This window comes from Candidatus Limnocylindrales bacterium (assembly GCA_035571835.1).
GTDB lineage: Bacteria > Desulfobacterota > Binatia > UBA1149 > CAITLU01 > DATNBU01.
The window spans coordinates 47,645-61,693 of sequence record DATNBU010000027.1 but is presented as its reverse complement, the minus strand read 5'-3'; the positions used below and the strand labels follow the sequence as shown (position 1 = coordinate 61,693).

11 protein-coding genes are annotated in these 14,049 nt (G+C 65.6%); 3 read left to right on the top strand and 8 right to left on the bottom strand.

What is annotated here, in order from left to right:
* Positions 1-11 precede the first annotated feature (11 nt).
* A complete protein-coding gene (locus VN634_10955) occupies positions 12-1,208 on the top strand; it encodes an ABC transporter permease (protein ID HXC51394.1) in 1,197 nt (398 codons plus the stop codon).
* Between the two features lies 1 nt (position 1,209).
* On the opposite strand, the gene VN634_10950 is transcribed toward VN634_10955, so the two are convergent.
* On the bottom strand, positions 1,210-2,124 hold the full coding sequence (locus VN634_10950) for a DNA-formamidopyrimidine glycosylase family protein (GenBank protein HXC51393.1): 915 nt from the start codon (positions 2,122-2,124) through the stop codon (positions 1,210-1,212).
* A gap of 214 nt (positions 2,125-2,338) precedes the next feature.
* Here VN634_10950 and VN634_10945 point away from each other — a divergent pair, with 214 nt between their 5' ends.
* Positions 2,339-3,055 carry a protein-L-isoaspartate(D-aspartate) O-methyltransferase gene (locus VN634_10945; GenBank protein ID HXC51392.1) on the top strand — a complete coding sequence of 239 codons (717 nt, stop codon included), beginning with the start codon at positions 2,339-2,341 and terminating at the stop codon, positions 3,053-3,055.
* 54 nt (positions 3,056-3,109) lie between these two features.
* Here the strand turns inward: VN634_10945 and VN634_10940 are convergent, their stop codons facing one another.
* The 4 genes from VN634_10940 to VN634_10925 all read right to left on the bottom strand — a co-directional run bounded on the left by VN634_10940 (position 3,110) and on the right by VN634_10925 (position 7,522).
* Positions 3,110-4,402, bottom strand: a complete 1,293-nt coding sequence (locus tag VN634_10940; protein HXC51391.1) for a right-handed parallel beta-helix repeat-containing protein — start codon at positions 4,400-4,402, stop codon at positions 3,110-3,112.
* A gap of 202 nt (positions 4,403-4,604) precedes the next feature.
* The gene (locus tag VN634_10935; GenBank protein ID HXC51390.1) at positions 4,605-5,804 is read right to left on the bottom strand and encodes an amidohydrolase family protein; all 1,200 of its coding nucleotides are present in this window, start codon (positions 5,802-5,804) and stop codon (positions 4,605-4,607) included.
* 82 nt (positions 5,805-5,886) lie between these two features.
* Positions 5,887-6,543: a glutathione S-transferase family protein gene (locus VN634_10930; protein ID HXC51389.1), complete on the bottom strand. Its 657-nt coding sequence runs from the start codon at positions 6,541-6,543 to the stop codon at positions 5,887-5,889.
* A gap of 37 nt (positions 6,544-6,580) precedes the next feature.
* The gene (locus VN634_10925; protein HXC51388.1) at positions 6,581-7,522 is read right to left on the bottom strand and encodes an alpha/beta hydrolase; all 942 of its coding nucleotides are present in this window, start codon (positions 7,520-7,522) and stop codon (positions 6,581-6,583) included.
* A 114-nt stretch (positions 7,523-7,636) separates the two neighbouring features.
* Between VN634_10925 and VN634_10920 the strand changes: the two genes are divergently transcribed.
* Positions 7,637-8,299, top strand: a complete 663-nt coding sequence (locus tag VN634_10920; GenBank protein HXC51387.1) for a helix-turn-helix domain-containing protein — start codon at positions 7,637-7,639, stop codon at positions 8,297-8,299.
* Here the strand turns inward: VN634_10920 and VN634_10915 are convergent.
* From VN634_10915 to VN634_10905, 3 genes are all read right to left on the bottom strand, one after another.
* Positions 8,274-9,314 carry a hypothetical protein gene (locus VN634_10915; GenBank protein HXC51386.1) on the bottom strand — a complete coding sequence of 347 codons (1,041 nt, stop codon included), beginning with the start codon at positions 9,312-9,314 and terminating at the stop codon, positions 8,274-8,276. The genes VN634_10920 and VN634_10915 overlap by 26 nt on opposite strands.
* A 58-nt stretch (positions 9,315-9,372) precedes the next feature.
* Positions 9,373-10,404 (bottom strand): hypothetical protein, encoded by a 1,032-nt coding sequence (locus tag VN634_10910; GenBank protein ID HXC51385.1) that lies wholly within the window; start codon positions 10,402-10,404, stop codon positions 9,373-9,375.
* Positions 10,405-10,586: 182 nt separating this feature from the next.
* On the bottom strand, positions 10,587-14,018 hold the full coding sequence (locus tag VN634_10905) for a hypothetical protein (GenBank protein ID HXC51384.1): 3,432 nt from the start codon (positions 14,016-14,018) through the stop codon (positions 10,587-10,589).
* Between the last annotated feature and the right edge of the window lie 31 nt (positions 14,019-14,049).

Genomic DNA, 14,049 nt, shown 5'->3' with positions numbered 1-14,049 from the left:
AGATGGCAACGATGGCGGGCATCGCACTTTTGCGGCAGATCGCGCAGATCACGCTCGTCAACCTGTGGACGATCCCGCAGCGGCTCGGAAGCTCGCTCGTGATCGTCGTCGGCATTGCCGGAGTGGTCGGCGTGCTGGTCTCGGTGCTCGCGATGTCGCGCGGCTTCCAGCACACGCTCGCATCCACCGGACGCAGCGACCGCGTGATCATGCTGCGCGCCGGCTCGGACGCCGAGATGTCGAGCGACATCACCCGCGAACAGGCCGTGCTGCTGTCGGCAATGCCGGGAATCCGCCAGACCGCGAGCGGCCGCCCGCTGTCGTCGGCCGAGTTGGTCCTGATGGTCGACCTTCCGCGCAAGGGCCAGTCCGATCCCAACAACGTTCCGGTGCGCGGCGTCGAGGGAACGGCGTTCGAGATCCGCAGCGAGATCGAGATCGTCGAAGGCCGGCGCTTCGAGCCGGGGCGCCGCGAGGTGATCGCCGGACAGAAAGCCGCCGGCGAGTTCGCCGGACTCGAGGTCGGAAGCCGCCTCAAGCTGCGCGACAGCGAGTGGACCGTGACGGGAATCTTCCGCACGGGCGGAGACGTGCACGAGACCGAGATCTGGGCCGACGCGGCCACCGCGATGTCGAACTTCCGGCGCCAGAGCTACCAGTCGCTGACTGCAAGGCTCGAATCGGAGTCTGCGTTCGACGATCTCGTGCGCGCGATCGGCGCCGATCCTCGATTCTCGATCAAGGTCCTGCGCGAGCCGCAGTACTACGCGAAGCAGTCGGAGCTGCTGTCGTCGCTGATCGACGTGCTCGGGTACATCGTCTCGTCGTTCATGGCGGTCGGTGCGACGTTCGGCGCACTCAACTGCATGTATTCCGCGGTCGCCAGCCGCCAGGTCGAGATCGCAACGCTGCGTGCGATCGGATTCGGCAGCACGCCGGTGGTCGTCTCGATCATGATCGAAGCGCTGCTGCTCGCGATGCTCGGCGGCGTGATCGGCGCCGCCGCAGCGTGGGTCTATTGCAACGGAGCGTCGCTGTCGACGCTCAACTTCAACACGTTCTCGCAGGTCGCATTCGATTTCCGCGTGAGTCCCGGGCTGATCGCCGAAGGCCTCGCATGGGCGCTCGCGATCGGGCTCGTCGGCGGTCTGTTTCCGGCGATCCGCGCGGCGCGCGCGCCGGTCGTGCAGGCGCTGCGCGCGTCCTGAGCTACGGCGTCAGCCGGCTCCGCTGCCGCTTTTCCTCGAGCTCGGCGAGCGTTCGCGGCCAGTCGTCGTGCATCAGCCGTGCGAGCGCACGATCGGACAGCAGGCGGCCCTCGTTCTGGCAGACCGCGCAGTAGTTGGTCTCGCTGTCCGCATACGCGATGCGCTGCACCGGATTCGCGCACACCGGGCAGGGCTTTCCGTAACGGCCGTGCACAGCCATCTCCGGGCGGAACGCAGTGACCTTCTCGGGAAATGCGTCTCCGGTCTGGGAGCGAAGCCGCTCGATCCATTCCTCGAGAACTTCGCGCGTGGCGGCATGAAGGCCGGCCACCTGGTCGGCACCGAGGCGCTGCGTCAGAAGCAGCGGCGAAAGCCGTGCACGATGCAGGATTTCGTCGGAGTACGCGTTGCCTATCCCGCTGAACAGGCGCGGGTCGGTGAGCGCACGTTTGAGCGTATGGTTTTCGAGCAGCAGCCTGTCGCGGAAATCCTCGGCGCTTGCGTCAAGAACATCGAGACCGCCCGGATCGTGGTTCGCGAGCGCCTCGCGTCCGCAGAGGATCCACAGCGACGCCCGTTTCTTCGACGAGGCTTCCGACAGCGTCAGGACACCGGTCGGAAACGTCCACGTGGCGAGCAGGCCGCGCGCATTCAGCCGCGCGCCCGGATTCTTCCAGTGAAGACGGCCGGCGATCATCAGGTGGAGCACGATGAACAGCTCGCCTTCGAGCGCAAAAACGATGCGCTTGCCGATCCGCTCGATGTGAGCGACGCGCCGGCCTTCGCATGCCGACGGCGGCGGATCGACGGTCTTCAGCAGTGATGGTCCGCGAATCGCGAGTGATTCGAGCGTCACGCCCGCGAGCCGCCGCTCGAGGGCTTCACGATAGAGCGTGATGTCGGGCAGCTCTGGCAACCGATGCTGCGTACTGAAGCCCGGCGCAGAAGAAAAGCTGTATGCCGCGCATGCGCCGGCGCGTGTGCTCGAGACGCTGGCGGAGGCTCGGCAGAGCGCATCTTCGCCCGATCTGCAGTTTCGTCCTCACCTGTCGCGCCCGGATCGCCCGTCTGCGCCGCCCGGCGTCCACACACGGCTGATCTCCCGCGCGCTCCGTGCTTGAGTATCGCCCATGAAGGATCGCAGCGCCGAGCGCCGCGAAATGGTCGCGACCAGCCTGGTTCGTCGCGGACTTCACAACCAGGCCATCCTCGATGCTTTCCTTGCGGTCCCGCGCGAGCTCTTCGTACCGGCACGATTCGCGGCGTCGGCTTACGAAGACCGGCCGCTGCCGATCGAAGCCGGACAGACGATCTCCCAGCCATATGTCGTCGCGCTGATGCTCGACATGCTGCGCCTCGAAGGCACCGAGAAAGCTCTCGAGGTCGGCACCGGCTCCGGTTACGCCGCGGCAATCCTTTCGCACCTCGCACGAGAGGTGCACACGATCGAACGCCACGACACGCTCGTCGTGACCGCGCGGCGACGCCTTGCACAGCTCGGCATTCGCAACGTCCATGTCACATGCGGCGACGGCTCGCTCGGACTTCGCGAGCACGCGCCGTTCGACGCGATCATCGTCTCCGCCGGCGGCCTGCTCGTGCCGCCGGCGCTGCGGGATCAGCTCGCGATCGGTGGTCGCCTGGTCATTCCGGTTCACGAGGACGTCGACTATCAGCGTCTTCGCCGCATCACGCGCGTTTCGCCCGACCACTTCAACGAAGAGGAGCTCGATGAGGTCTGCTTCGTGCCGCTGATCGGTTCACAGGGCTGGGAGTCGGAGGAGCACAAGAAAAAAATCCTGTCCGGGCTCGATCACGCTGAGTCCCCTCCGGGTACACGACGCTGACGGTCATCCGGGATCGCGTGCTGCAGGCGCAATCGAAAAAGCCGCCGCGGCTTGCTACATGGGATCGAGAGAGCAGACGTCCCAGTCCGTATCTGTCTGCGGATCGTAGCTGGTCTCGCACGTCGTGCCATTGAGGCGCGGCTTCTGCACCGTGTAGAAATCCGGGCAAATGATCGTCACCCCGCAGTCCGGATCGACGTCATTGCCGATGACAGTGCTGTCGGCGACGATGGGGCCGTGATCGAGGCGGATCCCGCCGCCGTCCGCCGAGACGATTCCGCCAATTGCGTTGCCGGTGATCGTCGACGCGCGAACGTGGCATTTCCCGGAGTAGTAGTGGAAGGTTCCCTGGTCGCCGTTCGCGGCGATCCCGAACCCGGCGTTGCCGGTAATCTTCGAGTCCTGTACCGCCACCTTCTGTGCAATCACTCCGGTTGACGCGTTGTCGCTCACGTCACAGCCGTCGCGAATGGACGCCGATGCGGTGAAAATACCAGCGCCTCCGTTTCTGGAAACCTCGCTGTTCGACACGGTCACGCTTCCGACATCGCGAAACTCCGGCGACCAGGAATCCCAGGCGTAAATGCCCGCGGCTGCGTTGTCGGAAACCGTCGAGTCCGAAACCTTGATTCTCGGATGGTAACCGTACGCGTGGAGGCCGCCGCCATTGAAGTCGACGCTGCTCGATTGCACGGAAATCAGCTCGGCATCGACGCCTTGTCCGTTGCCGTCGATGTGACTGCCGATGATCGTCACGCGAGTGTTCGACACTGCCGTCGAGGCATTGTTGCTGATCGTGCTGTTCACGACCCGGACGACGGCGGCCGTTACTCCGCTGCCGTTGTTCGTGATCGTGCTGTCGGAAACATGGATGATGCTCGTCGTGAGCTCGTCATTCGGCGGCGAATACATCGCCGTGCCCGTACCGCTGATGCTCACGCCGGCGGCCGTCGCGGAGACGCTTCGGACACCCTGGCCGGCGATATTCTGGATCGTGGCGCCGGTAATCGTCAGATGCCCGGGCGACACGACGCCGTTTCCGGAGAAGTCACGGATCGTTCCCGGACCGAGCACCGTGCAGCCGCCGTCGCAGACGACGCCGTCCGCGTTGGTAGCGCCCGGATTGCCGATCAGGCTGAACCCCCTGAGCTCGAGCGCCGCACCGCTCCCGAGCGACACACCGATGCCCGGCGATGCCGAGCAATCGAGATCGGCTCCGAGAAACCCCGTCGTGTTCATCGGAACCGACGCGCCGCATGTCGTGACCTGCACGTCGGCTACGGCCAGCACCGGAGCGGCTGCGACCAATGAAATGGAAACAATCGACTCGAGCGCACGTCGGAGCATACGGCCCTCCTGGAGTAGACCCCGGACACCTACTGTCTCGAGCCGCACAATGGAAGACCTGTCCTGGCTGGGACGCTTTCGGCAACGTCGCCCGCCGGCAGACGTGAACAGAGGTGTAAGTGCGATGAGCAGGTTGACCCGGGTCGACGGGCGGCGGCCCGTGCATCGCCGAGCACGTCCGCTCGGGACCTGAGCCGCGGCTCTACTTCGAGAACGCCATCGACATGGAATCCTTCGGGAACTCCGCCGGTGCGAGCGGCATCGCGACGTCCTGGGGCCGCGGGCCGATGCGCTCGACGAGCGGCGACAGGCGCTCGAGATCGAATCCGAACAGCGACGCCGCGTTGGCGCCGAGCATCATCCGCGCTTCATCTTCGGGAACGTCGTGGAACGTGTGACGAAGCGCCTCGCGCGTGTACGGGTACGTTCCTTCGTAGTGCGGATAGTCGGTGCCCCAGCACAGGCGCTCGACGCCGACGGCATGGCGGTCGCGGATCTCGGCCGGCGACGCGGCGCTCGCTCCGTACCAGACGTTGCGCTTCGCATAGAAGCTCGGCGGCTCCGGCGTAACGGCGTCGGTATTGAACTGGAACTCGCCGACGAAGCCTTTGCGCACGAAACTCCAGATGCGGTCGAGCTGCTCGAGGGTCGCAGGAACCCAGCCGCAGCCGGACTCGGTGACGATGTAACGCAGCTTCGGAAAGCGATGGAACACGCCGGCGAGAAGCAGGTGCGAGTAGCTGCGCGTCGAGAAGAACGGCGTTTCGAGAAAGCGGATCGGAAGCGAGATCGGGTAGTTGCCGTAATCGGGCGAACCGGTTCCACCGTGATGATTGACGACCACGCCGAGGTCCTCGCACACCTGCCAGAACCGGTCATAGTCCGGAGCGTACAGCGGAACGATGTGCGTGCAGTCGTCCGGCACGTGCGGAAGCAGGATGCCGCCCTTCAGGCCGTTCTTCGCAATCCACTGGACGTCGCGGATGGCCTCGTCGATGTCGTTCAAATAGACGATGCCGACGCCTGCGCGGCGATCGGGCTGCTCGTTCTGGAAGTCGAGGAGCCAGCGGTTGTGCGCGCGGATGCCCTCGAGCCACAGCGGATAGTTTTCTTTCGACGGATTGCCGCAGATCAGGACGCTCGAGCGGAAAAACGGCGGCACGGTGTTCGGGAACAGGATCTCCCCCGCCACGCCCTCGCGATCCATGTCGGCGATGCGCTCGGCGTCGTCCCAGTTCTTGTGCTTCTTCGAGCCGATGTGCTCGCGCTGCGGGTTTTTGTACGAGCCGCGCCACTCGTCGAACATCTTCTGATGCGTGGCATCGAGGTATTCGCGGTAGCTGGCGATGCTCGCACCGGCATGCGCGTCCGACGTGATGACGGCGTAGGGTCTGGAGCTCATGCGGCCATCGTAAGTGGATCCCCGCGACAGGAAAAACCGCCGCCGCTCTGCGCGAGCATTCCCCGGGGAGTGTCGCGCCGTTTTAGAGCGGCGGAAGCTCGAGGCCCTGAGCACGCAGGTAGTCGGCCATCGCGCCGGCGACCTTCCTTACGCTGTCGCGTCGTCCGACACGGGCACGCCACGCCGAGACGCTGGCTAGTGAAGCCGGCGGCGGCGCGCCGAGGAAGCTCGCGAAGAACTGCGCCATGAAGAACGCGATGTCGGCGTAGCTGAAGGTCCCGGCAAGATAATCGCGGTCGGCGATGCGGGCGTCGATCGTGCGATAGTAGCGCTCGATCACTTCGAGCGCGGCAGCGACGGCGTCGTCGCCCGCAGCCGCACGCGCGCGCGGCATCAGCGTGATGACATTCGGGAAGAACACTTCGTCCGATTCGAGCTCGGCAAGGCGCGCGCGTGCCCGCTGCCGCGGGTCATGCGGCCACAGTGCCGGCTCGGGACAGATGTCTTCCAGGTATTCGAAGATCTGCGTCGAATCGTAAAGCTCGAGGTCGCCGTCGACGAGAACCGGCACCTGCGCCTTCGGGTTCACGCGCGCGACCACCGGATGCTTCGGCTCGTAGAGCGTCGCGATCGAAAACGGCACGAACTCGCGATCGCACGCGATACCCTTTTCGAGCACGCCGATCTCGGCCTTCGCACCGAACATGCTGACGGGTCCGGAATACAGTTTGATCGTCATCGCGCGCCTCCCTCATCACTGAGGCTGTCGCGATGTTCTACGCGGCACCTGCCTGTTTCCAAGTGCCAATCGCGGCTGCATCGCGGGGGCCATTTGCGGCTGCAGCACCAGGCATCGCAGCCGGGCGCGATTCGGCCGGGCGGCCGGCCGAGATTCCCGCCGGCTGCGCCGGGGTCCGGGCCGGAATTTTGTGCGCGAAACGACGGAACGAATCGGCGAAGCGATCGGGGTCTTCGAGAAAAGCCGCATGGCCCGCACGGAACATCTCCACGCGGTAATCCTCGAACGTCTCGGCTGCCGGCCGCGTGCGCGCCCATGGAAGAATGCGGTCTTTGCCGGCCCATGCGAACAGCACCGGACAATGGATCTGCGATATCAGCCACCGCAGGTCGGCTTGCGGCTCGGCGAAGCTCTTCCACGCTTCGGCAAGGACCGGCGCGATCTCGCGTGCCGATGCGACGATGCGGTCGCGCTGGCCGCGCGCCGCCTTCGACGGCAGCACCATCCGGTAGTACATCGCGAACGCCGCGCCGAACCACCACGCGCCGCGTGCGCCGGCCGCGAAGAACGAATGCATGCGCAGGATCGCAAAGCGCGTCATGCGGTCGATCTCGACGAGGCCACCGGTGTCGCAAAGGACCATCGCGCGAACCAGATCCGGCCGGCGCGCGGCAACTTCGATCGCTGCGGCGCCGCCGATCGAGCATCCGATCAGGATCGCCGGCCCGGAAGTGACGAGCGGAAGCAGCTCTTCGAGAACGCGGGCATAGCGGCTCGCGCTTGCCGGTGCGGCGTCGGGCGCGCTGCGACCCTGCCCCGGCCAGTCGACGGCGATGACCTCGAAACTGCCGCCGATGCGCGCGGCCAGCGGCTCGTAGTCGCGCGCGCCATGACCGGTCGCATGAAGACACACGACGGCCGGCCCCCGGCCGCTTCGCGAAACGGCCACGCGCGTTCCGGCAACGTCATGAAATTCCACGGGATCCCACGCCCCTGCTGCAGAGCGGAGATTCACTGCGGACGCGGCGCGAGGAGAAGAATTGTGCATTGTTGTGATATACATATCACAATGGAAACTATAGAGTCATTGGCCATGAGTCAAGGACTTTCGACCCCGCCGCGCAGCCGGCGCGCGGCGACCCGCGGGAAGCGTTCGGCGGCAGCGCCGCGGCAGCGTGCAACCACCGCACCGGAGCGCGGCGCCGCGCGCGACGCGCTGCTGGCCGCCGCACGCAAGGAGTTCGACGAAGCGGGCTTCGAAGGCACCGACACCAACCGCATCGCGCGCCGCGCAGGCTACGCGCCGCAGACGTTCTACCGGCACTTCCACGACAAGACCGCGATCTTCGTCGAGATCTACAACAAATGGTTCGAGGACGAGTGGAAGGACCTCGAGAAGGCGCACGGCAAAGGAGCGGACGGCGCGGCGCGAGTACTGCTCGACCACCATGCACGCCACCGCGAGTTCCGCCGCAGCCTTCGCCGCCTGACGGTTACCGATGAGACTGTGCGTGCGGCAAGAACCGCGAGCCGTCGCCATCAGCTCGAGCTCGTCGATGCCGAGGACAAGCTGCGCGGGCACAAGCGCGAGACCGCGCTGCGCATCGCATTGCTCTTCTGCACCGAGCGCCTGGCCGACGCTGCCGCCGACGGAGAGCTTTCCGACCTCGGCCTCTCGCACGAGGAGCAGGTCGCTCTGCTCGCCGACGTGCTGCGACGCCTGCGATCTCCTAGGGGACCGGGATCGACACGCTGATTGTCGCCGTGATCGGATTGCCGTCCCCGTCGGTCGCATCGACGATCGTCACCGGGAAATCCGCCGGCACCGGAGCGCCGGTCGCGGCGAAGCTGCACTGCACCAGGTCGGCAGGCGCCGGGAACGTGCTGAGCGAAATGACTCCGAGGTGCAGCGAATGTTCGGCCTCGACGTCGTTCGGAGCAAACAGCGCTCCGCTGACGAGACTGGTGCACTGCACCGTGGCGCCGCTCCCCAGGAACTGGCCGGGCGCGTTGGCGTAGTCGACGTTCCACTGAAGCGCGCCGACCTCGCCGCTGGCGCTGTCGAGATGGAACTGGACGAGGATGGACTCCTCGGGAAGCGTCGTAGTCGTCGTCGGCGGCTCCGTCGAGTCTGTGATCGTCGAGGAGGACGTGGTCGTGGTGGTCGTCGACGACGCCGGGCACGTGAGCGTGGACTGGCCTACGCCGCAGTCGGCGTCGCATTTCGGATCAGCGCAATCGACCTTGCCGTTGCCGTCGTCGTCGATGTCGTTGAAGCACAACTCGCAGTCGTGATCCGGATCGGCGTTGATGCAGAGCGCGGGGAGCTCGAGACAGGTCGAATTGAAGATGCAGACCGGATCGGCGTTGCACGAGCAGTCGGAGTGAGTCTGCTCGTCGAGGGCAACGAGGTTCGCTTTTTTGAAGCTGCAATCGAAAATCGTCGCGATAGCCGGAATCCTGCAGTCGGCGATCGCCACTCGAAGAGTGGAGCCGTCGTTGATCTCGGTAAAACTGACGTCGCAATCCGAAAGGGCCGCGTTGATCGCGCAATCGGGCGACCCGTCGCCCTTGTGGGCCAGCACCGCGTTCGCGTCCTGGAGATCGATCTCCGTAACCAGGCTCTCGCAGGACCCGAAGTTGTTCTGACTGAAGAACAGACGGACCGGCGGCGGACCACCGCCGCTGCTTCCGTCATCGCAACTGACAAGAAGCAGGCACGCACTGAGGCCGAAAGCACCGTTGCACAGCAAACGAAACCAAGAAGTCATATACACCTCGCGTTCGAGCGTCGGATCACACTGAGGGCTTCCACCTGCCTGCCAGCTCCTAAGGCGTCGGAACCGTCACGCTGATCGCCACCGTGATCGGGGCACCGTCGCCGTCAGTCGCGTCTTCGACCGTCACGGAGAAATCCTCCGGCACCGGCGGTGACGCGGCCGCGAAGATGCACTGCACGAGGTCGGCAGGCGCCGCGAACGTGTCGAGCGAGATGATTCCGAGCTTCAGCGACCGCTGGGCATCGAGGTCGTTCGGAGCGAACAATGCGCCGGTGACCAGACTGGCGCACTGGACCTGGCCGCCGCTGCCGACAAACTCGCCGTCTGCGCCGGCATAGTCGACGTTCCACTGCAGTGCGCCGACCGCACCGCTCGCGCTGTCCAGGTGGAACAGAACGTAGACCGATTCGACAGGAAGCGTGGTGGTCGTCGGAGGTTCCGTCGAGTCCGTGATCGAGGTCGTCGTCGTCGTCGTGGTCGACGAGGACCCCGGGCATGTAATCGTGGTCTGGCCGACGCCGCATTCGGCGTCGCACTTGGAGTCGTCGCAATCGGCCTTGCCGTTGCCGTCGTCATCGATTCCGTTCGAGCACAGCTCGCAGTCGCGATCAGGATCCGAGTTGATGCAGAGGGCTGGAAGCTGAAGACACGTCGAATTGTAGAAGCAGATGGGTTCGTCCGAGCACGTGCAGCCGGAATGCGTCTGCTGGTCCAGGGCGACGAGATCGGCCTTTTTGAAGCTGCAGCTGAACGCGCGCGCGACGGCCGGAATCTCGCAGCCCGTGATCGAAACCCGCAGCGACGCGCCGTCGTCGAGCTCGGTAAACGTCACGTCGCAATCCGACAGGGCCGGATCGATCGCACAATCGGCGGATCCATCGCTTCTGTGGGCCAGAACCGAGTTCGCATCCTGGAGATCGATATCCGTAACGAGGCTCTCGCAGGACCCGAAGTTGTCCTGACTGAAGAAGAGCCGGACCGGCGGCGGGCCGCCGCTGTTTCCATCATCGCAACTGACAAGAAGCAGGCACACACCGAGGCCGAAAGCGCCGTTGCACAGCAAACGGAACCACGAAGCCATAGACACCTCTCGTTCGAGCGCCGGATCACAGTGAGGAATGCCCGCCATTCCTCAGCGCTGCGGAGAGTAAACTACGCGCGTGCTGCTTACGAGAGACAAAATGAGGACAGGTACACTTTTATCCGAAAAGCGTACCTGTCCATTCCGCTCGTTGTGAGCTGACTAACAGTCTGGCTCGGGGCTTATCGGCCTTCCCAGCACTGAAGATCCGAGTTCACCCATTGCGTCGTAAGCACGGCCCCTTCCGGCACATCGGCTGCGGCGAGCGGTACAGACGCACCGGCAGCCTTGACCATGACGGCACCGCGCTCGCCAGACTTGGCAGCGATCTTGATTTTCGTCACGCCGTCGGCGCGCGCCTGCTTGTCCTTGTACTGGAAGCCGGTCGTGCCGCGCGCGCTCCAGTATGCACCCGGCGCAATGCCGAGGTCGGCGACGAGCGCGGGTCCGCTTCCGTTGTCGGCGTAGAGGCAGAGCGTGTGCGACGTCGTCGACAGCGGGTGGCCGAGGTCGGAGAAGTCGGTCGCATCTCCGCTCTTCCATTTCCACGTGAGCGATTTCCGCAGCGGATCGGAGAGCCGCATCGACAGCTTCGCGTCGAGCGTCTCGCGACATCCGGTGCGCGGCGCCGCGTCGCACGCGAACGGCGGCGGCGGAACGAACGGCGCAGCCGAACGCTGGCGCGTGACCCACGTCGTGTTGCCCTGGCGGTCGCGCACTTCGAAACGGATCTCGCCGTCTTCCGGGACGGCGGCCGGAGCGCCGAGCGCGATGCGCCAGATGCCTTCGCCGATCCCGGTTGCAAGGTCCGCAAGCTCGGCGCCGGCACCGCGGCCGGCAAGCGCGAAGTTCGCCACCACCGAGAGCGATCCGGGCTCGATGCCGCTGTTGGCATCGGCAATGCCGATGACGAGCTCGGTCAGGTTGTCCATCGAGCGCCCTTCGCGCGGCACGCTCACCTCGAGAGTCGGCCGGATCTCGTCGAGGAACCAGCCGTACGCGGTCGCACCGCCGTCTCCGTTGTTGATCGGGCAGCCGAGGTCGATCCAGCGTGCGATCGTCATCTTCTCGTCGATCGTCAGTGCCGGCACTCCGCTGCCGGCCGGCGGCATGATCGTGCCGGTGTAGTCGAGGTCGGCGAGATTCGTCGACGCACCCGACGGAAGCGTCGATGCGACGCCCGGCACGGTCTCGGTCGGATGGTCGGCGTTCGTCCACCCGTCGAGACGCTGGCCGAAGATCTTCCACACGAGAAGACTGCGCCGGCTCTGGAAGCTGCGGATGTAGCGGCTCGCATTGGTCTGGCGCCAGCCGTAGCCGATGACCGGCGCATAACCCCAGGTCGCGTCGCGATCGTCGGCAAGCCGCGCGTAGTCGCCGGGCACGCCGCCGTAGTCCGTGTAGTCGTCGAGCACGAGGTCGCCGCCGGGCGATGCGTTGAGCCGGCTGTGGCACGCGACGCAGCTTCGCTGCAGCAGCGGGCGGATGTCGCGGTAGAACTCGACGTCGACGACACCGCTCGCCACCGTGCGAAGGCTCGGATTTCCGGAGCCGTCGTGGCTGACGAGCGGCGTGATCTCGGACAGATCGTAGACCGGATAGCCCGGCTGGTCGGCCGCGGTCTGTTCGAAATCGAGCGGCTGCGAGCTGTGCGCATGACAGCCGCCGCAGTCGTAGCGCGATTCGCCGGGGCGCACCTGATGCCAGGTCTGCGCCATCGTCAGCGACAGGCCGTTGCGATCGAGCAGCTGGAACGTGAACGGCGTGTCGGCGGGAATCTTCGCGAGAAAGCTCGTGTCGGGATTTCCCTCGGGATCGAGAAGCACGCCGCCGCCCGGCGCAGTCTTGCGCAGCGGGATCTCACCGAGGATGCGAAGGCGCTCCATCGCATGACTCGAGAACAGCTGCCCTCCGCTCGGTCCGCCGTTCGGGCCGTAGCTGCGGTGCGTGCCGGGCTCCATCGCAAGCAGACGGATCGCCCAGATGTCGTCGTTCCCGTAGTAGCCGTCTTCGGCGCCCTGCGTGACCCAGTTCGTGCTCTGGCCGTTCTCGGCGGTGTTGAACACGTCGAGCCCGTCGTAGCTCTCGCTTCCGCTGGTTGCGTATCCGGGGAAGCTCTCGCGTTTGTAGACGCTGCTGGTGCCGACCAGGCCGAACGGCGTTCCGGCGGGAAGCTCGCCCGGATGCTCGCTGCCGTCGTTCGGCAGCCACGGAAGCTCGGCCGGCTCGGAAACTCCGTGCACTGCCGAATACGGAACCACGGCCCGCGGCCACGCTTCGTTGAAAGCGGGATCGTTCTTGATCAGCACGAGGCCGGATGGAGACGTGACGATGTCGCCGCCGGGAATCACGTACAGGCCCGCGTCGTAGTACGGCTCGGGCGACGGCCGGTTGAGGTCGTTGGCCGGACCGGGCGTCCATACGACGAGAAGATCGCCCGCGGGCGCCGCCGACGGATGCGTGAACTTGCCGACGCGTACGCCGCTCGTGCCGACCGGAGCGGCCTCGTCCTGCCCGGTCGTGAACGGCGTGATCGAATACATTCCGCGCGGCGTGAACGGCATGCGGAACGGATAATGGAACCCGGCGCCGACCGTCTGATCGATGGACGGGTTCTCGTCGACGAACGCCGAATAGAACGGAGGCTGGCCGGGAGGCGGCGAGATCGGCATGCGATAGAGCGCGCCGAAGCCGTTGTTGTTCAGGTTGTAGTAGTCGACGAGCACGAGATCGGTATTGGAAAGCTGCGTGACGAAGTGGAACGCCTGCGCATCGTGGAACGCGCTCACGACGGGACCCCAGTGCCGGCCGTCGGGATCGATCGACCACAGCCCCCACAGCCGCGTGTCGCGGATTCCCTGCGACTCGTGCGAGCTGAAGACCACGCGGCCGTCGACGAGCGGCGTCGGGTGCAGCGCGCTGCTGATGTTCATCGGCGCGATCTCGCGAACGTTGCGCCCGTCGGCGTCCATCACGTACAGCTGCAGGCTTGGGTTGGTGTAACCCTTGGGCGGAAGAAATCCGTTGCGGTTGCTCGCGAACACGATGCGTCCGCCCGCAATCGGCGCCGGCCCGAGATTGAGAATGCCGTAGCCGAGATGATCCCATTCGTACTGGTTCGGCGTGTCGACCGGCTGATAGTTGCCGCCGGGATCGCGGTACCAGTGCGCAGCGCCCGTGTTCGGCGTGAACTCGCCGTGCGTGAGCTGCTCGATCGTGCGGCTCTGCAGATGGATGCGATAGATGTCGGAGCCGGCGTACGGAAGACCACGCTGGTTGTTGATGGCGGCGGCGCGCACGTCCGGGAAGTAGCTGTAGTAAACCCACTCGGCGTCGAACGACACGAACGGATCGGTGACCGCGCCGTTTCCACCTTCGACGAGCAGCTCTTCGCTGCCGTCCGGATGAAGCAGCATCAGGTCGGCGCCCGGATCGATGCGGGCCGGATGGAAAACCTCCGGCCAGATCGTGTTGGTGTGATCGCCGTAACGAGGCTGGCGAACGTAGACGATGTCGTAGTCGACCGCGGCGGCCGTCGCCGGAAAACAGAGCATCACGGCGAGCGCCACCGCGGACGCAACACGGAGCAGCGCCCCGCAACGAAAGTCTTCCATCGGATCCCCTCCCCCTTGACCCACCCAACCA

What these genes read in the sequence shown, in the direction of transcription:
- VN634_10935 (HXC51390.1), bottom strand. Translation starts at nt 5,804, where the DNA reads ATGAGCTCCAGACCCTACGCCGTCATCACGTCGGACGCGCATGCCGGT.
- VN634_10945 (HXC51392.1), top strand. Translation starts at nt 2,339, where the DNA reads ATGAAGGATCGCAGCGCCGAGCGCCGCGAAATGGTCGCGACCAGCCTG.
- VN634_10930 (HXC51389.1), bottom strand. Translation starts at nt 6,543, where the DNA reads ATGACGATCAAACTGTATTCCGGACCCGTCAGCATGTTCGGTGCGAAG.
- VN634_10910 (HXC51385.1), bottom strand. Translation starts at nt 10,404, where the DNA reads ATGGCTTCGTGGTTCCGTTTGCTGTGCAACGGCGCTTTCGGCCTCGGT.
- VN634_10955 (HXC51394.1), top strand. Translation starts at nt 12, where the DNA reads ATGGCGGGCATCGCACTTTTGCGGCAGATCGCGCAGATCACGCTCGTC.
- VN634_10905 (HXC51384.1), bottom strand. Translation starts at nt 14,018, where the DNA reads ATGGAAGACTTTCGTTGCGGGGCGCTGCTCCGTGTTGCGTCCGCGGTG.
- VN634_10940 (HXC51391.1), bottom strand. Translation starts at nt 4,402, where the DNA reads ATGCTCCGACGTGCGCTCGAGTCGATTGTTTCCATTTCATTGGTCGCA.
- VN634_10915 (HXC51386.1), bottom strand. Translation starts at nt 9,314, where the DNA reads ATGACTTCTTGGTTTCGTTTGCTGTGCAACGGTGCTTTCGGCCTCAGT.
- VN634_10920 (HXC51387.1), top strand. Translation starts at nt 7,637, where the DNA reads ATGAGTCAAGGACTTTCGACCCCGCCGCGCAGCCGGCGCGCGGCGACC.